Below are 22388 nucleotides of genomic sequence, written 5' to 3' on the forward strand. Positions count from 1 at the left end.
TACCCATGCTCGACAACAACATGAAAACCCAACTCAAAGCTTACCTTGAGAGATTAACCAAACCTGTTGAGTTGATTGCCACGCTGGACGACGGCGCAAAATCAACCGAGATAAAGGAACTGCTGGCAGAGATTGCTGAGTTATCTGACAAAGTTACTTTCACGATTAATAACGATTTACCGGTACGCAAACCGTCGTTTCTGATTACCAATCCAGGTTCCGATAAAGGCCCGCGCTTTGCAGGTTCTCCACTCGGCCACGAATTTACTTCTCTGGTTTTAGCTTTGCTACAAACCGGGGGACATCCGTCGAAAGAGTCACAAGATTTGCTTGAGCAAATCCGCGAAATTGACGGCGATTTCCATTTTGAAACTTTTTATTCGCTCTCCTGCCACAACTGCCCGGACGTGGTGCAGGCGCTGAACCTGATGAGCGTGTTAAACCCGCGCATCAGCCATATCGCCATTGACGGCGGCGTATTCCAGAATGAAATTCAGGAGCGCAACGTGATGGGTGTGCCTGCGGTGTTCCTGAACGGCAAAGAGTTCGGTCAAGGCCGGATGACGCTCGCGGAAATTGTCAGCAAAATTGATACTGGTGCCGAAAAGCGCGCAGCCGAAGCCCTGAACAAACGGGAAGCTTACGATGTATTAATTGTCGGTAGCGGTCCGGCGGGCGCTGCGGCTGCGGTTTACTCGGCACGTAAAGGCATTCGCACCGGCCTGATGGGCGAACGTTTTGGCGGCCAGGTGTTAGATACCGTTGATATCGAAAACTACATTTCGGTACCGAAAACCGAAGGGCAGAAACTGGCTGGCGCACTGAAAGCCCACGTTGATGATTACGATGTGGATGTTATCGACACGCAAAGTGCCAGCAAATTAATACCGGCTAAAACCGCAGGCGGTTTGCACCAGATTCAAACGGCTTCCGGCGCAACACTTTGCGCTCGCAGCATTATCATTGCGACGGGAGCGAAGTGGCGCAATATGAACGTGCCAGGCGAAGAACAGTATCGCACCAAAGGCGTGACTTACTGCCCACACTGCGACGGCCCACTGTTTAAAGGCAAACGCGTGGCGGTGATCGGCGGTGGTAACTCTGGTGTTGAAGCAGCAATTGATCTGGCGGGTATCGTCGAACACGTTACGCTGCTTGAGTTCGCCCCTGAAATGAAAGCCGACCAGGTGTTGCAGAATAAAGTCCGCAGCCTGAAAAACGTCGACATTATTTTGAATGCGCAAACGCTGGAAGTGAAAGGCGATGGCAGCAAAGTCACTGGTTTACAGTACAAAGATCGCCTGACCGAAAATGTACATGAGATTGAACTGGCGGGGATTTTCGTGCAAATCGGTCTGTTGCCAAACACCAACTGGCTGGAAGGCAGCGTAGAGCGCAACCGCATGGGTGAAATCATCATTGATGCGAAATGTGAAACCACTGTGAAGGGTGTTTTTGCTGCTGGCGACTGCACTACCGTGCCCTATAAACAAATTATTATCGCCACTGGCGAAGGTGCGAAAGCTTCACTGAGCGCATTTGATTACCTGATTCGTACCCCAAATAACTCATAAGACAATAAGTCACCTGCAAAAACTAAAAAGCTCTGGCCTTACAGCCAGAGCTTTTTTTAATATTCTTTCGGCAAATGGTTCACTGCCACCAGCCTGCCGCGTTTAATCTCAATGTAATCTCCGCGCCGTAGCTCTCCGAGTATTGCCATAATCGTGCTGCGAGCGAGCTGCGTACGCTGCTGAATATAATCCGCTACATTCATATCACGGCGAAAGTCTTCGGGTTGTGCCTGTAATTCAAGCAATTTAGTGCGGATCATCACGTAAGCCGGGACGCCAACCAGGTGCTCTTCACGTGAGGTAAATATCTGCAAATACCACGCAAAAATATTAGCGACAGATTCCCAAAGTTGCTTTTGGGTAATTATTTCAAAGGCTTTTTCCGCTGGAACAACCCAACAGTCGCAGGGTTCTTCTATTCTTAAAGACCAGCCACCGCGAGGACGAATACACTCAGCGATACCGTAGATTAATTCGCCTCTTGCCGACGAAATCACTAAACCATCACTGGAACGCAAAAACGTATATTCCCCGCCCTCGAAGAGATAAAGATGTTTTCCTTCTTCCCCAATGGCATTAATGATGTCCTCAGCAAGGAAAGACTGCTTTATCCCAGAGCCAGAAAGCGCTTTTCTCAAAGCAACGATATCAGTGACCGGTCTGATCAAGTAAAGAGGTGGATTCAGTGATTCACCGTCTTTTTTATTTGTGTTACCCATGAATTGGCCTATTTTCATTCTTGTCACCAATATCATAGCTGATAAAAAAGCGGCCTAAGCCGCTTTATGTTTTATCTAACTGAATAAATGTTACTTTCGGCGCCAGGTCGTCCCTTGCGGGCCATCTTCCAGCACGATCCCCATCTCATTAAGACGGTCACGAGCCTGATCCGCCAGCGCCCAGTCTTTCGATTGACGGGCATCGTTACGTTGTTTGATCAACGCTTCGATTTCAGCCACTTCACCATCGTCAGCCTGCACACTGCTTTGCAGGAAAGCTTCAGGTTCTTGCTCAAGCAAACCCAGCACACCAGAAAGCTTGCGTAACGCCGCAGCCAGGCCATTTGCTGCCGCCAAATCTTCGGTTTTCAGGCGGTTCACTTCACGAGCCATATCAAACAGTACAGAGTACGCTTCCGGGGTATTGAAATCGTCATCCATCGCTTCACGGAAGCGCGCTTCAAATGCTTCGCCACCCGCAGGTTGAACGCTCGAATCCGTGCCACGCAGAGCGGTATATAAACGCTCAAGCGAAGTACGTGCCTGTTTCAGGTTTTCTTCGCTGTAGTTCAGCTGGCTGCGATAGTGGCCGGACATCAGAAAGTAGCGAATGGTTTCGGCATCGTAATATTTCAGCACGTCACGCACAGTGAAGAAGTTGCCCAGCGATTTGGACATTTTTTCACGGTCAACCATCACCATCCCGGAGTGCATCCAGGTGTTAACGTACTCGCCGCCGTGTGCACAAGTTGACTGCGCGATTTCGTTTTCGTGGTGCGGGAACATTAAGTCTGAACCGCCGCCATGAATATCAAAATGGTTGCCGAGCTGTTTGCAGTTCATCGCCGAACATTCGATGTGCCAGCCAGGACGGCCCTCGCCCCACGGAGATGACCAGCTCGGCTCGCCCGGCTTGGACATTTTCCACAGCACGAAATCCATCGGATTACGTTTAACGTTCGCTTCTACTTCAACACGAGCGCCAGCTTGCAGTTGATCCAGATCCTGACGCGAAAGCTTGCCGTAATCCGCGTCGGTTTCCACGGAGAACATCACATCGCCATTGCTGGCAACATAGGCGTGATTACGCGCAATAAGCTGTTCAACAATTTCGATGATATCTGGGATGTGTTTGGTGGCGCGCGGCTCGCTGTCCGGGCGCAAAATATTCAGCGCGTCGAAATCGGTGTGCATTTCAGCCACCATACGGTCAACCAGCGCGACAAAATCTTCGCCATTTTCATTGGCGCGTTTAATAATTTTATCGTCGATATCGGTAATGTTGCGCACATACTTAAGCTTATAGCCGAGAAAACGCAGGTAACGTGCAACCACGTCGAAAGCGACAAAAGTGCGGCCATGTCCGATATGACACAAATCGTAAACGGTGATACCACACACGTACATGCCAACTTCTGGGGCATGAATAGGTTTGAATTCCTCTTTTTGGCGACTCATTGTATTAAAGATTTTTAACATCAGGGGATTCCATATCAGCGTGTGTAATCGAAATTAGGTTATATGTTACCTCAAAATTCCACACGGAAGCAGCACGCTTTGCAAGGTGATGATCATCAGCAGTTATGCTATAACAACCACCTTGTGTCGCGGCACCGTCTGCCCGAACACTGTCTGACTAATATAGGATACACAGCATGGTTACTTTTCAAACTAATCACGGCGATATCGTCATCAAAACTTTTGATGATAAAGCGCCGGAAACTGTTAAAAACTTCCTCGATTACTGCCGCGAAGGTTTCTACAACAACACCATTTTCCACCGTGTGATCAATGGCTTTATGATCCAGGGCGGCGGTTTTGAACCGGGTATGAAGCAGAAAGAAACCAAAGACACCATCCAGAACGAAGCGAATAACGGCCTGAAAAACACCAAAGGTACGCTGGCAATGGCGCGTACTCAGGCACCACATTCTGCAAGCTCTCAGTTCTTCATTAACGTGGCTGACAACGATTTCCTGAACTTCAGCAGCGAAAGCATGCAAGGTTGGGGATACTGCGTATTTGCCGAAGTTGTAGAAGGCATGGACGTTGTTGAAAAAATCAAAGGCGTGTCCACTGGCCGCAGCGGTATGCACCAGGACGTTCCTAAAGAAGACGTGGTTATCACTAGCGTAACCGTAAGCGAATAACTCGCCCGATGGCGATGACGCTTTTTATCGCAGATTTACATCTGTGTTCAGAAGAACCGGCGATCACCGCCGGTTTTCTGCGTTTTCTGGCGGGTCAAGCACGGGAAGCAGACGCGCTTTATATTCTTGGCGATCTGTTTGAAGCCTGGATTGGCGACGACGACCCCGAACCGCTGCACCGCCAAATTGCAGTAGCGATCAAAGAGCTGGTTGATTCCGGCGTCCCCTGCTTCTTTATTCATGGCAACCGCGATTTCTTAGTCGGTAAACGTTTTGCCCGTTTGAGCGGCATGACATTACTGCCAGAAGAACAAGTCCTCAACTTATACGACCGCAAAATGCTGGCGCTGCACGGCGACACGTTATGCACTGACGACCACGGTTATCAGGCGTTTCGCAAAAAAGTCCACCAGCCGTGGCTGCAATGGTTATTCCTCGCCCTACCGCTGTTTATTCGCAAGCGCGTCGCCGCCAAAATGCGTGCCGGCAGCAAAGCCTCAAATAGCAGCAAATCCATGGCGATTATGGATGTGAATCCACACGCGGTGATCGACGCCCTCAGCCGCCATCAGGTGCAGTGGATGATTCATGGTCATACCCATCGCCCGGAAATTCACGCTCTTTCTGCAAACGGAAAACCCGCGTTTCGCTGCGTGCTTGGCGCATGGCATACGCAAGGGTCAATGATTAAAGTGACCGCCCAGGACGTCGAGTTAATTCCCTTCGAGTTTTAATTCATAACCCAGAAAAATATAAACTGCGAATATATAGGCAGCATAATTAACATTGCATTTATATATCAGGGGTAGACAATCTTTTTTTCATCTAAAAGGATTACCCGTGAAAAACTTAGCGCGATGCTTCTGGATTGGATTTGTTATCAACTTATTCGCCGTAATGATATTTAGCGCCATTTTTAATTACCTGGCATATGAAATGTTGATGGTAATGACCGATCGCGACCTGATGATTATTTTATATCTCATGCAAAACCTATTTTGGGGTGCGCTGGCCGTTGTATTCATCTCTGCCTTTCTTTTTTCACGTTGGCGGCTGCTATCTGTATGGCTGATATCCATAGCCACCCTTGCTCTTCTGCCTATCGGGGCTTTTCTGCTCCACGGTATTTTACGCAGTAACAGCCTGGCTACTTTTAGTAAACTCGCTTCTTTATCGAAAAAAGAAAATATGGAATGGGAACAGGTTTATTTATTCAATTCCGATAAGGTTTTGATCACCGGTGCCATTCTTATGGGGCCGGGTTTAGGGCTAGTCTTTAGCTCTGGCTCACTACTCGGCATCATGCTTGCATCAATAGCAGCAGTCTTCCTGTATAACGGGTTCCGTTTGCATAAGCGCCCGGCAATAGCCTGGACGACAGAAACAGTAGTCATTACCCCTGGTTTATTTTCCGATCCCTTACTTATTCCACCGGCCCTCATCAAAGAAATAGGCATTAATGAAATCGAAATCGTGATTGATATAGAATATGGCAATCGCACAGAGGAAATTCGCCTGAAAAAATCAAATATAAAAAATGTAGACCTCAACGTGCTGGAACAGCAATTTTCACAGTACTTACAAAGGGTCAATCAAGTCGAAAATGAATTTGCTCGAAGCGAATAATTTTCATTAATGACCTGGTATACAAAGCGATAACCGGATGACCTGAGCTTTATTTTGTGGCAGTCAGGCATCCCCCGTCATACTTCAATTCGCAGGTATAGAAAGTTGTCTCATCTGGCCTGCCGTGATTATGTGATAAAAAACAGGGAAAATACGTCAGGCCGCGTCACCTCCTTTGAATACACTGTAGCAGAACCATAGTGATATGGCCAGACAGGCGCTATCAGTGAGTATCCCGTGGTTCACATTTGTGAATGTCAGTTTTGCGCTGATCATTTTGTTCCGCAATGTTCTCATCAGTAACTTTGACCGCTCGATCGGCGCACACCTGGAAATATTGCCGTTTATAGACGAAATTACGGGCGGTATTATTGCTTTGTCGCTTCTGTTGGTACTTTTCATCTATCGTCTCCCTGCCAGCTTCACACCTCTTTGTATGGCAATGCTGATGACTATCAGCTTGATGTGGAAACACGGCTGATCGGCATCTTATTTTTCTTTTTCTCCTGCTGGAGGGGCAAACCAGTTCGACTTGGTCACGAGTACCGGCTGATCGGGCTGGCTGATGAAATTAGGTGACATGATCTGCACGCCGAATTCATTAAACACATCCTGTATATGGCCATGTAGAGTACTTCTGACACCAGCCAGTGACTCACCCGCCTTAAGCCGAACCTGAAGCTCATACGCCACATACCAGTCCTGCAGCGCCAACTGCCGCACCAACGGAGGAATGTCGCGGTTAATTCCAGGTGTACGGCTTGCGGCAAGTTCCAGCATAGCTTCAACCTGCCGCCACGGCGTGTCATAACCAATGGTGACACTGGTCGTCATGTTGACACCTTCGCCTTTGAGCGTTGCACTTAAGTTAACTATTCTGCCGCTAACGACCACCGCGTTGGGAACCGTCACCTCGTAGTTCTCTCGTGTCAGAATTTTAGTTGCCAGCATGCCCACCTCACTGACAACCCCCTCATGATCTGCAATTCTGATGACTTCACCTTTACGCAGTGCACGGGAATAGGTCAGAACCAGCCCGCTCATGGCATGGTTCATCAATCCAGCAGATCCCAGCGTCAGCATCAGGCCGAAGAAAACGCTTATCCCTTTGAAGGCGAGTGAATTAGCGCCCGGCAGAAATGGATATGCCGCTGACAAAGCGAATAACCAGATGACTACGCTGATAAGCTTGCGGGTCACGCCAACCGTATCCGGATGTAACCCCGGCAGATGTAATTGTCCGGTTTCGACTCGCCTTAACACCAGTCTCAACAAACGCGTTACCAGCGCTGTGATGATAAAAATTACGATAACAATGACCAGACCCGGTAGAGCGGAAAGTGCCGCCAGCCCCATCAGTTGCAATAGCCCTATCGCATAACTTCCCAGCTCCATGCCCCAAATCCGCGTCCAGGGAAACAGCCGCAATACCCAGCTTACCCAGATGTAAAATGCTACGAGGATGGTGGTGGTAAGAACAACAGCATACAGCCGCACCTCAATCGGACCGAGAAACGCGCGAAGCTCGCCAGGAATGATACTTTTCCGCTGAGCGCGCCGCACGGTATATACCCGTTTTAGCCAGGCATAGGATCGCAGGGAAAACCAAATCAATGCGACTATCACCAGTGCCCCAGCCAGACTTTTTACCGAGGAGGATAAGAGGTAACGCGAAGAGTACTGTTCAGACAATGAGAGACGAAGCGTATCGAGACGCAACCTGACGCGTTCCGCCGACTCCGCAAGCGTCAGGTCATCCCCTTCATCAAGGTCTCCCTGAGCCAGTAACATAAAGGGTTTGCCGTTGACAGAAAAAAGCACGGCAGGCTGTCGGTATCGCGTTACATTATGAGTCACAACCGGTTGGGCCAGATCATTATCATTGAGCGAGCGCAAGATCGTAACGATACGCTTAACCCGTTCTTCTGGCGTGGTAAGCCCAAATTTTGCCTGTAGCATCACAACGGGTTGATTAAGCAGAGACAAGGTACGCGCCTGTTCCTGCGGGGAAGGTGCCTGACGTGGCTCAGCACTGATTGCGTCTTGTAAAGTGAATAGCAACAGACAAATGCATAGACCCATTAAAGCTTTGCTCATCCTTCCTCCCGAAAATCCGTTACTGCCTGGTGGTAATCAGTCCGTAAGGCAACCGTCAAACCATCCTTTTAAAATTGCCAAGTATACGTAATCAGAAAGCGTGTATCGGGATCGTCCAGTTAGAGCTAGCACACATGAACGAGTTAACGCCACCCGAAGGGCTGCGGTAATGTAAATCGTTGACAAGCATGTCCCACAAACGGATTAATCCAGGAACTGAAGGTTTAACCCGAAGAAAATCTGCCAGCGCGGCTGTCCTGGGCCGTGGTCTGCAACCGAACCCTGAGGCTCCACAAAGAAGTTGTAAACGGTTTTATCCTGCTTGATAACCTGTCCAACCCCTAACCCCATCGGCACACTGTAACTGTCATTCTGGAAGTTGTAGACCCAGATAGGTGCCGCTCGCAGGTAAGTGCCGCCACCCAACTGATAGAATAAAAATGGCTGGAAAGTACCGAGATTCACGTCGCTGCGGTTGTCTTCTCCGGCAAAGCTATGCTGCCATGAGGCCAGATAACCGTACTGGAATTTTGGCGAACTGGCATCGAAGAGCACGTTGACCAGACCCGCAGACCATTTTTCTGTTCCCAGAGCATCTTCAGTAGCCGTCGGCGCCGTGATTTGTGGACCGAACCCAAAACTCACTGCCGGATTGCCGGTATCAATAAGCCATGACGCAAATAAGTTCAGGTCACCTAAACCTGTTTTATGACCCCCGGTCGGCGCAACAGGATAGGTATTAATCGGTAGTGAACCACGCAACAGCCATTTGCTGTCACCCAATGAAAAAGGCTGCGCATAACGGAACCAGAACTGATTGGCATCCTGATCCGTACCGCTGACATCCCCGATGTAATAGTTCTGCATATTAAATGCAGTCATATTCGCCAGAGGGTTGTTTGCCTGCGCCGCATCCGGGGAATGCTCTTCAACAGCATAGGCATAAGATGAGGCAAGGCATAAAAGTGAAGGCAAAATCGAGTATGAAAGACGCATAGGATTACCTGAAGTAAATCCCCTGCAGCCGTGACGCCGCAGGGGAGTTATTTATGGTGTAACGATGTTGAACCAGAACTCAAACTTGTCCATGTAGCCCAGCATCTCATCGAGCTTCGCACCGTTACCGGTTACTTTCACTTCGCCTTTATCTTCAGCCTGCTTCAGGGTTTCTTCTTTCAGGATGATTTTATTGAGCGTTTCACGGTTAAGCGCAATGGTCGCATCCGCGTCTTTCGCTTCCGCACCTGCAGTATGGTTCAGTACGCCATTTTCCAGCTCCAGCTTGTACTTACCGCCGTCGCTGCCGAGATCGATATTAAATACCGCTTTGGCGTTTGCCGCTTTTTCACCGTTGATATGCACACCGAGGTAGTCGAAGAACATCTCAGGTGACATGGCTTTCACCGTATCCGGACTTGCGGTATTTGGTGTAGGCAGTTTCTGAACGCCATTGCGCAGCTCCTGCGCGCCGGTCAGGTAGAAGTTACGCCATGGGCCTGATTCAGCCTGGTATCCCAGTTGTTCCAGTGCGTCTGCTTCCAGATTACGTGCCGCCTCGTTATTTGGATCGGCAAATACGACTTTACTGACAACCTGCGCAACCCAACGGTAGTTACCCTGTTCGTAATCCGTTTTCGCTTTTTGCAGGATGTTATCGGCACCGCCCATGTACTCTACAAATTTCTTTGCAGCTTCTTCTGGTGGCAATTCATCGAGTGTTGCCGGGTTGCCATCGAACCAGCCGAGGTACAGCACGTAGGTCGCTTTAACATCGTGACTCACCGAACCGTAATAGCCACGACTTGCCCAGGTTTTTGCCAGGCCGTCTGGAAGTTTAAAGTTGGCAGCAATTTCATCACGTGTCAGGCCGGTGTTAGCAAGACGTAAGGTCTGGTCGTTGATATAGCGGTACATATCACGCTGACCTTTCATCAGGTTAATGACGTTTTCATTGCCCCACGTTGGCCAGTGGTGTTGAGCCATAATGATTTCGGCCTTATCACCCCAGCGGTTAATGGCATCGTTGATATATTTCGACCATGCCAGCGGGTCTCGAATCTTCGCTCCGCGCAGTGAATAGGTGTTGTGCAGGGTATGGGTCACATCTTCCGCGGCTTCGATGAGTTTTTTCTCTTCGATGTACCACAGCATTTCGGACGGTGCTTCAGAGCCTGGCGCCATCATGAAATCGTAGGTCAGGCCGTCAATCGTTTCTTTCTGTCCGGTTTTAGTGATGTAGTTAGTCGGAGCGATTAATGTTACCGTCCCGGCAGAAGTCGTGGTACCCAGACCCGCACCCACCTGGCCTTTAGCATCAGGCTTCAGCAGGTTGCCGTACATGTAACTGGCGCGGCGGCTCATGACGTTCCCTGCCATAATGTTCTCGGACACGGCTTCGTCCATAAAGCCCGCCGGGGCGTAAATCTTCACTTTGCCTGATTTAACATCAGCTTCGTCAACAACCCCGCGCACACCACCGTAATGGTCAACGTGACTGTGGGTGTAAATCACCGCGACAACCGGTTTATTGCCACGATTTTTGAAGTACAAATCCATGCCAACTTTTGCTGTTTCAGCAGAAACCAGTGGATCAACAACGGTAATACCCTCTTTACCCTCAATAATGGTCATATTGGATAAGTCGAGATTACGGATCTGGTATACACCCTCGGTCACTTCAAAAAGGCCGCTGATATTGATTAGTTGAGACTGACGCCACAGGCTAGGGTTGACACTATCCGGCGATTTATCACCTTCTTTAATAAAGGCATATTTCTGAGGATCCCAGACCACATTACCCTGCGCACCTTTTATGACATCAGTGGGGATTGCGGCGATAAAGCCTTTATGCGCGTTGGTAAAATCAGTGTTATCAGAGAAAGGAAGTTGGTTATAGAGTGCGTCGTTAGCTTGTTTTGTTGAAGCCGTTGCCTCTTTGGGAACTTCCTGTGCAAATAACGGAGTCAGTGCTGTGGATGAAAGCAGCCCTGCCAGTGCAAGACTTTTGACTATTAATTTAAGTCTCATTTCTTTTCCTCATATGTATTCCCTCAAACCACTCAGATTATCCGAGTAGTTACATCGAGTAATAATTCATTGAATCAAATAACAATAATGTTCATGGAGTATTATCGTTTTTAAATATAACCAAAGAGTTACATTTCGCCATATTGGAATACAAAATATTAATAATTTAACTTTTGCTGGTTCGAAGTTGTCTGGAGAAGAGTCGTTTGCTGGTTGCATGAGGACAGCATCGCGTAACCAGAAGCAGACATGACTCATATCGTCAGCCAGTATCCATAAAATACTGATAATGGCCTTTCAACAATCAGAACTGATAACTGTAATTGACGCTGGTAAACCACAGATAAGGATTATCGTAATTGCCCGCCAAAACCGCCGGAGACTGGATTTTTGAAGACTGCATATGCAGATATTCCACTGCTATACCAATATTGCTTGCCTGGCTCAGTTGGTACTGCGCACCGGTGGCAAAACGCCATTCGTCGCCAGTTGGCAGGGTTAATGCCGCATCACTCTGATCTTTGTATACAGTACTATCAAATGCCACGCCGGCATTGAGACGCCACTCTTCAGCTGGACGGTATTGCACACCCAATGCGGTATGCCAGGTATCTTTAAGGCGGCTGGTTTTGTCGATCGCCTCGCCTGCCACGGTAATCTGTGGCGCACCAAACTGGCTCCAGTCCTGCCAGCCAAGATCGCCCATCACAGACCACTGTTTATCGATATCGTGTACCAGGCTTAGCATGATTTGCTGTGGCGCCCGGACTTGCGCACCGATGGGTAAGGTGAAATCGACATTTGGCAGTTTGGGGAACCGCGCCTGAGCATCAATATTAAAGTCGTAATCGGTTTTACTGTTCCAGGTTATCCCCGCGCGGGTTTGGTCAGTCAGATCCATCAACAAACCGAGACGATAGCTCATCGCCCAGTCGTGGTCTTTTTGCGTTTTATCATCCCCCTCAACGTTGCGCGTCAGCGACAAGAAGCCATAGTTGGCATTGACTGACCCCCCGATGGAAACACGATCGCTCAGTTTCCAGGCCAGAGAGGGGCTCAGGGTCATGGCAACCATGGTGCTCTTTTTGATTAACCGGTCTCCAGCCCAGTCGCCAAAATCTATCCCCAGACCATAGTTTCCATACAGACCAATGCCCGCGTACACATCTTCACTGACTTTTTGGCTATAGAAGCTACTGGCATTAGGGAAAAGATTCATGACATTCCCCGGGCTCTGTCTGGCGTTATCTAACTGATAATTGATATCTCCCCCCATGACCTGTAGACCACCGGTGAACATATGATCCGGTAGACGGGTCATACCCGCCGGATTGGTAACAATGGTAGAAGCATCCTGAGCGCGTGCAGCCTGCCCGGCACCGGCCAGTGCCGTATCTTCTGTACCCATCTCATAAAAATAAAGGCCACTCGCATGAGAAAATGAGGCTAACAGCAGTCCTGAACACGCCACGATGCTCTTTTTCATGTGCCACCTGTTTCTTAAAATAACCGCTAAAAGGCCTGGGATAGCCTGCGGCTCGAAGCGAGCCGCAGTATCATCAGAAGCGAATTTTCATCCCAACAGACGCTGAAATATCAGAGGATACGGACGTGTCGCCACCGTTATCCCAGCTTTTGCCCACCTCGGTATAGGCCTGCACATCGGTGGTTACCGCCCATGTCGTACCGAGAGCCACTTCAGTTGCCTGGAAGCGCTGGTTGGCGTTGATTTCCGTCGCACCGGCCTGGTTGGCCGTATTGCGATACGTCACGCTGTCCTGGCCGTCAGACAGTTCCTGCCAGTAGTTTGCGCGAACATAAGGCTTAACTTTGCCATAGTCGGTGTCGTAATCGGCAGTCAGACGGACCCCAAGGCGGCCAATCACAGAACCGTCAGCGTCCACCGAAACTTTGGTTTTCGACCGATCGGCAAGTGTGACATCATCAAAATTACTGTACTGATAAATAAGTTGCGCCTGCGGTTCGAGCTGCCAGTTGCTATCGCCTAATTGCCACGGTTTTCCGACTTCAACCGACGCCACCACCGAGCTACCGTCCGGGCTGTACGATTCATGACTGCTCAAGTTCTTCAAATCGACAGAGTGATAACCGTACTGCAGGACGTTATCGACGTACAAACCGTCGGTGTCAGTCCATGTGGCGTAACCCCCCAGGTATGAGGAGAAGGTCGAGTTGTAGGCGGCCCCGCCGCTCATCCCGGTATCACCATTGATCGAGCTGTCGATATCCATAAAGGTGGTGTACAAACCTGCACGCCATTTATCGTTTTGCCACAGGTCCAACCCCATCTGCATCCCGTTGAAGTTGGAACTGCTTTGCGAGCCGGTTGGATCGTCGTGTTTTTGGTCGACCGATTTGACGATGTAACGTGCCCAAAAACGGCTTTCCTGATCGGCCGCAACATCCGCACGCCAGGGTTGTTCATCGCCCACACGCTGGTGAAGTGTCCCAAGAACCGCTAAATCGGCCTGGCGGATAATCGCGGCCAGCGTATCGAAGCCCGGTACATCAGGACGATAACCGGCGCGTAAGAACCAGTCTTCACCCGCCCCTTGCGCGTTACCAGCAAATAGCTGGTATTGCCATGCGCCCGCGGTAAGCACGCCATCGCCAATGGTAAAGGCATCTTTGGTGGTCTGAGCGGTGGTGGTCGCCCCATTAATGGCTTCAACCACCATAATGCCGTCACCGGTGGTCGGTTCGCCGAGTTGGCTAACATCAATATTCAGGTTCGTCAGGCCAGTAGCACTGCCGCCATTTATCACCAGACGGTCAGCGACACCTGGGCTATGTTGCTGGGCAGCAATGTTCAACGTACCGTTCAGGCCGACGTAATCACCGTTGACCGTCAGGGTTGATCCGACATCACCGCCACGCAAATTAATGGTGCCCTGGTTCACCAGATTGGCGACCGACTGGCTGTAGCCACCGGTATCCAGTAACGCACCTCGGCTCACAATATGGCTGGATGGCTGGCTAAAGCGATTCTCACCTGAAGCCAGCAAGGTGCCTTTTTCCACCAGCGTAATTCCGCTCCAGCTATTGTTGCCATTGAGAATGGTGGTGCCGCTGCCCTGCTGCCAGACCTGTCCGTTGCCGGAAATATTCCCGTTAAGCGTCAACGTATCGCTGCGGTTAATCGCAAGGGTCGCGTTATCGACAATATTCCCGCCGATGTTGCCCGCCGTCCCCCCGTTCCCCAACTGCAATGTGCCTTTGCTGATGGTGGTTTGCCCGTTGAATGTGCTGTCTTTTGTGAGCGTCAACGCGCCTTCGCCCAGTTTGGTGAAATCGCCATTGCCGGTAACCGCCGTTAACAGCGAAACCGCATGACCGTTGGTGTCAATTGCCCCACCGACGCCCGAAAGCGTCACCTGGCGGGCAGTATCAAACGCCGCGCCATAGCGCAACGTGCCGCCACTCAGGCCAATTCCGGTTCCCGCTGCACCGAGATTATTATCCGCAGAAACTTGCAGTATCCCGCCGCTAACCTGCGTGCCGCCCTGGTATTGGTTATTGCCGTTCAGAATCAAGGTGCCGAGATCGGCTTTATTAATTCCGCCTTCACCGTCAATAACCGAGTTGATGGTGGCGGTATAACCCGCACTCGGTGCCGTACCATCACCGACGCGAATAATTGTATTAGCGGTATGGGTGGTTAGATTATTCCCGCCGATGACATAACCGTCAGTGGCAAACTGCGCGCCACTGATCGCCACTTCACCGAGGCTGGTGTCGATAGTCACATTACCGGCGGTACCACCAAATACGGCAAAGGAACCATTGCTGAACGGTGTATTAAAGCGCCCTTCAGGATCGGTGACATCCGTGGTCCAGTTGTCATTGCCGCTGCTGTTTTGCCAGATACCGTTGCCGCCATCGATCTGGTCGTTATTTTTCAACGCCCCGCCCGTACCGCCGAAACCGTCCCAGAAGCGCATGACATAACCACTGCGGTTGACGAGGTTCACCTGGCCTGCGATAGAGGTCTGAACGTAGAGATCGTCTGCCGCCGCAGGCGCGGTGCCAATATCGAGAATGTTGTTGGTTAACGCACCGGAATAATTAAAGACGCGATAGATCCCGACATCAAAACTGCCGCCCGGTGTCTGGGTGATATTCAGTTTGCCGTTAAGATTGAGGTCGCCATTAATGTTGACAAGATCGTTAAGCGTGCCGCCGACGGTGTAAGGCTGGCCAAACTGGAAATCGACTTGCGAATCCTGATTAAGGGTTAGCGCGCCCATCGTCAGCACACCGACACTTGACAGATCCTGCCCAGCCGCCAGGTGCCCGCCGTTGTCTATCACCACGCTGCCACCGAGCAGGCCCGCACCGCCAAGTGTTGCACCGCTATTTACCGTGGTTTGCCCGGTTGCCGCCACTTGATTACCGTTAATCAGTAATACGCCTTGCTGTGCATCGGTGGTTCCGGTCCAGGTGTTGGCGGCGGTGAGGTTTAGCGTTCCGCTTCCGGTTTTCACCAGATTTCCGTCACCGCTGATAATGCCGCTGATGGCGTCGTTGCGCCCTAAGGCGCCTTCAACCAGAGTTGCCGCACCCAGCATCACGTTACCTGCACCTGATAATGAACCTATCGAGGTGCCCGACAGCGCAGAACTGATATCCACCAGGCCGCCCACGAGGTTAGAAATCACCGCGCCTGCGCCCTGAGCGTTGTCAGCAAAGGTCACACGTCCGCTGTTATTGACCGTCGATGAACCCGCATCGGCACTGCCGTTGAGCGCAAGCAGGGAACTGGCATCAACCGACACATTCGCATTATCACCCTGGCTCGTATCGCTGAAAGTCGCGTTACCGCCGTTAGTCAGATTGATAGTGCTTTGCCCGGCTCCGGCGTTGTCGTGGAACGCCAGTGATGCGTTGTCGACGGCAAAGACGTGCGTTTCACCCGAAGCGGCGTTATTGAGATTTAACAGCGCCAGAGAGCTTAATGAAACCAGGCTATCTGACGCACCTAATGCCCCACTGGTATTCGCATTAACGGTCAGTTGCCCGGTACCATTTTTGCCGATAATCGTGGTGTCGCCCTGATAGGTATTCGCGGTGCCCAACTCAAGCACGCCATTATTGGTGCCCGTGGAGCTATCTTTAATAGTCAGCGGACCATCACCGCCAATCACGCCTGTTGGGGTAAAGGTATGGCCGAATACATCCAGCGCAGCGCCCGCAACGCCATCGACAAAGAATAAGCGTGATGTCGTGAGATCGGCCCCCGCCTGGAAGGTGGCGCCATTTTTCAACAACACTGAGTTACTGGTCGCACCAAGCGCGTTGTCGTTGGTGATATTCAGCGTGCCGTTCCAGACTTCCACGCCACCGGTAAACACATTATTGCCGGTTAAAATCAGGCGACCTGGATCGGTTTTCAGCAAACGGATATTGCCAGCGGACAAATCGTTCTGCACCAGGTTGACGTTGATAAGCGTCGTGATGTCGGCTCCCGCCGCACCATTCCCCACACGAATCGCAAAATAGCTGTCGGCATGGGTCGCGCCTTGCGCTTCGTAGCTGTTATCCGGCGGGAAATTACCCGGCGGGTTAGTCGCATCAAAGAACAGTTGCGAATCCGGGCGTGCAGGGTCGGCATTCAGGATGTAGCCATTACTGGCGAACTGCATCCCGGAAGTGAGCACGTCACCAAAGGCATTGCTGACCCGTACCACGTCACCTTGCCCCTGGAAGACAGCGAAAGCATCCTGCGCCCACGGCGCATTACCGACCCCATCAACTTGCGTCCAGTTGTTGCTGACGCCTGAAATCAGGCTGGTCCAGTAACCGAAGCCACCGTCAACTCTGCCATTGCCTGTCGTACCATCCCCGTGGTTGCCAGGGATCACATCAAGGTCACCATCCCAGAACTGCAACTGATTTGTCGGGTCAATAAAGTTAAGCGCGAGGTTAACTTCCTTGTCGATGTTGGTCTGGATGGCGTAATTACTGGCGTCGTTGGGTGGCAGCGACGCGATATCCATGGTGTTGTCGGTGAGCGAACCGCCATAGTTAAACAGGCGATACACACCCGGCAGGAAGGCTCCGCCTGCGGTCAGCGCCACATTGAGTGAACCATCAAGTATTAAGTCACCTTTCACATCCACCAGGTCATTGAGTGAGCCACCCGGTGTATAAACTTCCCCCAACTGGAACTGGCTGTTGGTGTCACTGGCAAGTGTCAGATCGCCCTGAACGGTCAGCGTCCCGGTGCGATTGCCACGGCTGTCATCACCGGGGCGCAATGTGGTCCCGCTCTCGAACAGCACATCACCGCCGATGGTGCCGTAACCGCCAAGCGTAGTGCCGCTCTTGACGGTGGTCAGCCCTGTTCCGCTCTGCACACCGTTAATCAGCAAGGTACCCTGCTCAACGGTAGTGCTTCCCGCATAGCTGTTATTGCCACCGAGGCGAGTGACGCCGCTACCAATCTGGCGGAACGCACCACTTCCTGAAATAACACCATTGATCGCCACTGCATCAGAGTGGTTAACCGTCAGGATACCGTTATCAGTAATGTTGGTTTGCTCTGATAGTTTGCCGGTTGTATTACCATCGCCGAGAGTCAGCTCCGATCCTGCGCCTATCAAAGTATTCCCGGTGTAGGTGTTATCGCCCAGCAGAATAGTATTACCGCTATTGATGCGCTCCATGCCGCCGGTGCCGCTGATCACGCCACTGTAGACTTGGTCGCCCGCCCCATCGAATGACAGCAAGCTTGTCGCCCCCGAGGTGGCGACGTTGTAGTTATGGATGGTGGCCTCGCCCGCAGTCGGGGCGCTGTCGCCGCTACGCAGCGTGGCACCATTGTTGATATTGATCGCTTGCACACCAGAGAGCGTTAAATTATCCACCACGCGTGCATCAGTCGGAACGCCATTTAAGCTATCTAAGGTCAGCGTGCTCCAGCCCGACCCAATATTGGTGCCTTTCGCCAGGTCGTCCGCGCTAAAGGATCCCAGTAATGCAGGCGTTGCCCCCTCATTCGTACCATTAAGAGTCAACGTATTATTGGTGCCGCCTTCACTGAGAATATGCGTCACGTCCGCCATCGACACATCACCCAGCGTGGCGCGGTCGTTGCCGTCAGCACCCGTGAATGTCACGCCACCAGTGTAATCACCTGCCGTCCAGCTGAACCGATCGCTGCCGCTACCCAGCACAATTTCACCGAGAGTGTTGGCCGTCGTCCCGCTTAACGCCACATTATCATTGCCTGTTCCGGTCAAAATAGCCTGCGCCGTGGCATTCGCAGCCAACAAGGTGCCACTGTTATTCACCGTGGTATTGCCGCTGCCCGAAGCATTAATCACTGGTGCACCCGCCCCGAGGCTGGTGATAACTCCCGAGTTGGTGATGGTACGACTGCTACCGCTCAAACCATCGGTTGCCACAATCGCGGAACCCGCATTGGCGGCCATGTTGATAACCGCGCCAGAACTGACATTGTTGGAGGTTCTCGCCAGAATGCCGACGCTCCCCGCCCCGTTGCCATTTATGGTGTAGCCGCTGCCGATAGTGAGATCGCCCGTGGTAACCGAACCATCGGCCTTCATGAAAGCAAAACCTTCGCCATTTCCGGAAACATTTAATGTGTTACTGGTGCCTGCAGCGCTAAAGGTGACGGCAGTGCGAATCGCCGGGCCATCGGAGGCGTTAATCGTGACGTTACTAAGATTGATGTTGGAGGTATCGGCGTTGTTATTAATCCCCGCGCCGCTGTCGGAAATGTCGATAACCGTATCCGAGGCGTTAAAGGAGGTGGCACCGGCATCCATTCTTACACCATCGGCTCCACCAGAGGCCGTAATCTGGTTGCCTGTACCGTTAACCGTTAAATTCGCGCCTGCTCCAATGAGCTGGACTGCCGCTAAACCGCCTGAGGCATTTACTGTGCCGAGGCGGTTAACCACCGCATTCGCTCCACCCACACGAACCCCGACGTTGCCGCTATTCGCGGCACCGCTGACGCTAATAATGCCGTTATTCGTCAGCACGCCATTATTTTGAATATCGACACCAATATTATTGGTGCCAGAAACATTCACCGGCGCACCGACCGTTGCGGTACCGTTGTCATGCAGAATGATCCCGGTACTGTTGGTGCCATTTAATGAAATGCCAGGGCCGCTGAGATTGAGCACACCCGCATGAGCCACGTTGTAGCCAACAATGCCACTTTGTCCTGGGCTGCTGGTAATCGAGGCATTGGATGTCACGTCAGTCTGCACTTCATCGGAATCAATGGTGCCGTCGATATTGTAATTACGTCCATCAATCAGGACAGCGGTGGTGTTGTCATGCTGCAGGACAATACCGCCGTCACTAATATTGCCGACTGCCCCGCCAGTCACTTTTACCCCAACCGCTTTTTCGCCATTGACGAATATCTGTGCGGTTCCGGTGGTGAGTGAGGTTTTAGTTCCGGTCGTTTCATCGACGCCATTGGCAATAATCCCGGTTCCATTGTTACCTGATACCGTCAGTTGATATCCCGCTGCAGCACCGCTATTACCGGCAAAAGTCGCCCCGTGATCCACAGCAAACAAAATAGAATCGGCCTGGCCGTTATCATTGATATTCGCATTGCCGAGATTAATCTGCGCCTTATTACCCCAGGCGTAGTAACCCATCTGTTTGACGTTTTCGAAAGAAAGCGTCGAAGCTGAATCAATATCGATGCGCGCATCGCCACGCGCATGTACACCAATCGCCCCGGCAGATAACAAGCGAATGGTAGAATTCAGGTTAACCTGGGCGTGTTGGGTGTTTAGCCCTTCCGCATAAACCGCATAGTTACGGTAGGTGTAGGGTTGGCCGTCGCTACCGCCGGTATCCCCCGCTTTCCCGACAGTAATCGCGCTGCCTGTTGTGGTGGTAACTTCCGCCCCCGCGTCTTGCGCCAGCACGTTGATGGCAATGTTGTTATCACCGTCCACCTTGATAAGGCCGCTGTGCGTCACGGTGCCGACATTGTCAACCACGTTTAAACCATAGTTTGCTGCAGCCGAACCGTTAGTCAGTTTACCTAATACATTGATCGTGCCGGAGTTAGTTACCGCCCCTGACGCCCCTTCGATGGAGATCCCGGCGGCATTACGGGTATTTTCAGCAATGGTTATCGTACCGGTGTTGTTCACCGCGCCGGTGCTTTGCGTGCGAATCCCCGCCGACAGATCGCCACCGGTCATCGGAACAGGTATTGGCGCGGTGGAATTTAAGACAGGATTGACGCCAAGGTAGATATTACCGGCATTATTGAATGTGGCGCTTTGATCAAGCCAGACGCCGTAACCGCCGGCTTTGCCGAACTGATTATTACTGTTGCCAACCAGTGCGATGGTACCTGCTAACGTATTCGAAACCGTGGTGGTGCCTGACGCGCGAATGCCCACGGCACCGTTGGTGGTGGAGTCAGTAATCGCCGCATTGATATGACCGTTGTTGGTCAGCGTACTGTTACCGCTGCCCTGCATGCCTGTGCTGCCCGCATTAGAAACGTTCTGGTTGCTGCCATCCTTTTCAATAAACAGACCCGCGTTGAGCGTGCCATTGTTGATGGCCGTGGCGTCCGTCGTCAGCATACCAACAGAGTCTGGGCTACTGCCGCTGCTGCGCCAGGCGTTGATCGCCCCGTCGTTTGTGATGATGGCATCATTGTCCGCGCGCATCACCGCCGATGCCCCGTCAACCGCCAGGCTCCCGTCGCTGGTGACCAAACCAGACGCATTCGCACCTGTGGCATATATAACGTTTAAATCCCCGGTTGAAACCGTGGCGTTGTTGTTGTGTACTCCTTTGTCATCCCAGACATGGTAGGTCAGGTTGATACTGGTATTTTCCTCTTGTGCCAACATGCCGCTAATAATCGCGTCGTAGGTGTTTTGCGCTTCAACAGAGGAGTCAATCACCTCACCATTTACTGTTGCACCCGCCGTCAGCCAGTACTGGATCTGCGGTTTTCCAGCATAAGCCCCCTGGCCTGTCAGGAAATCATTAACATCTGCAATGTCAGTGGATGAATGAATAACGAAGTCTTTATTCCCCAATAGCAGGGCCTTATTCCCGACCTGCTCGTAGTGGGGCAGCGTGATGGTGAAATCGTATTTCGCACTTTGCGCTTCAAGATTTTGGGTATCAGATGAGAGCACGATCGCCGGGCGGAAATGGATAAAGTTATCAGAACGCCATTCGGTACGGCTGGTCGCACTCCCGCTGCCGTCCGCTTTTGCCAGTACAGAATTTTTAGTCAACAGGTCGATGGTATTTGCAGCTGCTGCAATCGGCGTGTTCGCATCGCTTGAACCTACATTGATATTGGCCTGCCCGCCGGTTGCCGCCACCGACGCGATCCCGAAATTATTAAAGATACGAATCGAGTTTGGGTCGTAAACAGGCAACAGCATGTCGCTGACGGCCGTGTCATCGGCAGCAATAAACGTCGAGGAATCATAAATGCTGATGACCTGATAACTGCCGTCAAGACCTGGCACTTCGACGTTCAGTTCCTGGCTTTCCTGAGGTCTGGCCGGAGAAGGCGAATACGTGTACTGATCAATGTTTGCCGCTGTTATTGGCGTAGCAGCCCCGGTTGAATCCGTGGCTTCGATAGTGATGATGCGGTTTGGATCGGTCCCCGTCCCGGTTCCACCGGAGTCAGGAAGCGCATTCAGTACCGTGACCCCCGTACTGCTGCCGTTCGTCCCCGTGGCAATGTTGGGTATCGCGCCAGTAATATTCAGTTCGGTGCCTGGGGCGTAATGATTTGCCAGTGGCTGACCATCAATGGTAAACGCGTAACCCGTCTCTTTAACCGCATCGTAAACCGGTAGAAACAGGTAGTTTGGATAAGCCGCGCTCCACGTCACATCAACAGCGCTGGCTGTCGGGCCATAAACACCGGCAACAATCAGCGCAGTAGTTAATAATTTTCGGCCTCCACGCCCGGTCTTCGATCCTTTTTTCCCTGTTCGGGATGTTTCTGCAACGGCAATAAAACTGTTCGCCACATGGCTCCATACCAAACGATAAATATTATTCATAAGTCATCTCTGCAAGGCCGCATAATGAAATAGCGCGTTGACACAAATAAACAACAAGAAACACTTGTCGAAACACTTTGAGTAACATTAGTACAAGGTTGAGTTTTGAGATGGCGAAAG

At 51.4% G+C, this 22388-nt stretch carries 12 protein-coding genes and 1 pseudogene; 5 read left to right on the forward strand and 8 right to left on the reverse strand.

The window, feature by feature from the left end; all coding sequences use genetic code 11:
- Positions 1-5 precede the first annotated feature (5 nt).
- The gene (ahpF, locus tag MNO13_RS18540; RefSeq protein ID WP_241939122.1) at positions 6-1574 is read left to right on the forward strand and encodes an alkyl hydroperoxide reductase subunit F; all 1569 of its coding nucleotides are present in this window, start codon (positions 6-8) and stop codon (positions 1572-1574) included.
- A 56-nt stretch (positions 1575-1630) separates the two neighbouring features.
- Here ahpF and MNO13_RS18545 read toward each other — a convergent pair whose 3' ends face one another.
- Both MNO13_RS18545 and cysS read right to left on the reverse strand, forming a co-directional pair.
- A complete protein-coding gene (locus tag MNO13_RS18545; protein ID WP_162303009.1) occupies positions 1631-2311 on the reverse strand; it encodes a helix-turn-helix domain-containing protein in 681 nt (226 codons plus the stop codon).
- A gap of 72 nt (positions 2312-2383) precedes the next feature.
- Complete coding sequence (gene cysS / locus MNO13_RS18550) at positions 2384-3772, reverse strand: cysteine--tRNA ligase (RefSeq protein ID WP_121814172.1); 1389 nt, start codon at positions 3770-3772, stop codon at positions 2384-2386.
- A gap of 176 nt (positions 3773-3948) precedes the next feature.
- Here cysS and ppiB point away from each other — a divergent pair, with 176 nt between their 5' ends.
- From ppiB to MNO13_RS18565, 3 genes are all read left to right on the forward strand, one after another.
- Positions 3949-4443, forward strand: a complete 495-nt coding sequence (gene ppiB / locus MNO13_RS18555; protein WP_064548946.1) for a peptidylprolyl isomerase B — start codon at positions 3949-3951, stop codon at positions 4441-4443.
- 14 nt (positions 4444-4457) lie between these two features.
- Entirely contained in the window at positions 4458-5177 is a 720-nt protein-coding gene (gene lpxH / locus MNO13_RS18560) for a UDP-2,3-diacylglucosamine diphosphatase (RefSeq protein ID WP_202914399.1), read from the forward strand.
- Between the two features lie 106 nt (positions 5178-5283).
- Entirely contained in the window at positions 5284-6069 is a 786-nt protein-coding gene (locus MNO13_RS18565) for a hypothetical protein (RefSeq protein WP_121814173.1), read from the forward strand.
- Positions 6070-6071: 2 nt separating this feature from the next.
- Here MNO13_RS18565 and MNO13_RS18570 read toward each other — a convergent pair.
- Positions 6072-6146, reverse strand: a pseudogene (locus MNO13_RS18570) (type II toxin-antitoxin system mRNA interferase toxin, RelE/StbE family); the annotation flags it as partial.
- Between the two features lie 149 nt (positions 6147-6295).
- Here MNO13_RS18570 and MNO13_RS18575 point away from each other — a divergent pair.
- Positions 6296-6550, forward strand: a complete 255-nt coding sequence (locus tag MNO13_RS18575; RefSeq protein WP_241939123.1) for a membrane-associated sensor domain-containing protein — start codon at positions 6296-6298, stop codon at positions 6548-6550.
- A gap of 8 nt (positions 6551-6558) precedes the next feature.
- Here MNO13_RS18575 and MNO13_RS18580 read toward each other — a convergent pair whose 3' ends face one another.
- The 5 genes from MNO13_RS18580 to MNO13_RS18600 all read right to left on the reverse strand — a co-directional run bounded on the left by MNO13_RS18580 (position 6559) and on the right by MNO13_RS18600 (position 22268).
- Positions 6559-8166 (reverse strand): mechanosensitive ion channel family protein, encoded by a 1608-nt coding sequence (locus tag MNO13_RS18580; RefSeq protein ID WP_241939124.1) that lies wholly within the window; start codon positions 8164-8166, stop codon positions 6559-6561.
- Between the two features lie 204 nt (positions 8167-8370).
- Positions 8371-9162 carry a hypothetical protein gene (locus tag MNO13_RS18585; protein WP_064548958.1) on the reverse strand — a complete coding sequence of 264 codons (792 nt, stop codon included), beginning with the start codon at positions 9160-9162 and terminating at the stop codon, positions 8371-8373.
- Positions 9163-9213: 51 nt separating this feature from the next.
- Complete coding sequence (locus MNO13_RS18590) at positions 9214-11193, reverse strand: alkyl/aryl-sulfatase (RefSeq protein ID WP_232886137.1); 1980 nt, start codon at positions 11191-11193, stop codon at positions 9214-9216.
- 304 nt (positions 11194-11497) lie between these two features.
- Positions 11498-12679, reverse strand: coding sequence for an OmpP1/FadL family transporter (locus MNO13_RS18595; RefSeq protein WP_232886138.1), 1182 nt, complete (start codon positions 12677-12679; stop codon positions 11498-11500).
- Between the two features lie 73 nt (positions 12680-12752).
- The gene (locus MNO13_RS18600; RefSeq protein WP_241939125.1) at positions 12753-22268 is read right to left on the reverse strand and encodes an autotransporter-associated beta strand repeat-containing protein; all 9516 of its coding nucleotides are present in this window, start codon (positions 22266-22268) and stop codon (positions 12753-12755) included.
- Between the last annotated feature and the right edge of the window lie 120 nt (positions 22269-22388).

This window comes from Buttiauxella ferragutiae (assembly GCF_022637515.1).
In the GTDB taxonomy this organism is placed as follows: domain Bacteria; phylum Pseudomonadota; class Gammaproteobacteria; order Enterobacterales; family Enterobacteriaceae; genus Buttiauxella; species Buttiauxella ferragutiae.

Coding starts and splice junctions, on each gene's coding strand:
- ahpF (WP_241939122.1), top strand. CDS start 6: ATGCTCGACAACAACATGAAAACCCAACTCAAAGCTTACCTTGAGAGA.
- MNO13_RS18545 (WP_162303009.1), bottom strand. CDS start 2,311: ATGAAAATAGGCCAATTCATGGGTAACACAAATAAAAAAGACGGTGAA.
- cysS (WP_121814172.1), bottom strand. CDS start 3,772: ATGTTAAAAATCTTTAATACAATGAGTCGCCAAAAAGAGGAATTCAAA.
- ppiB (WP_064548946.1), top strand. CDS start 3,949: ATGGTTACTTTTCAAACTAATCACGGCGATATCGTCATCAAAACTTTT.
- lpxH (WP_202914399.1), top strand. CDS start 4,458: ATGACGCTTTTTATCGCAGATTTACATCTGTGTTCAGAAGAACCGGCG.
- MNO13_RS18580 (WP_241939124.1), bottom strand. CDS start 8,166: ATGAGCAAAGCTTTAATGGGTCTATGCATTTGTCTGTTGCTATTCACT.
- MNO13_RS18585 (WP_064548958.1), bottom strand. CDS start 9,162: ATGCGTCTTTCATACTCGATTTTGCCTTCACTTTTATGCCTTGCCTCA.
- MNO13_RS18590 (WP_232886137.1), bottom strand. CDS start 11,193: ATGAGACTTAAATTAATAGTCAAAAGTCTTGCACTGGCAGGGCTGCTT.
- MNO13_RS18595 (WP_232886138.1), bottom strand. CDS start 12,679: ATGAAAAAGAGCATCGTGGCGTGTTCAGGACTGCTGTTAGCCTCATTT.
- MNO13_RS18600 (WP_241939125.1), bottom strand. CDS start 22,268: ATGAATAATATTTATCGTTTGGTATGGAGCCATGTGGCGAACAGTTTT.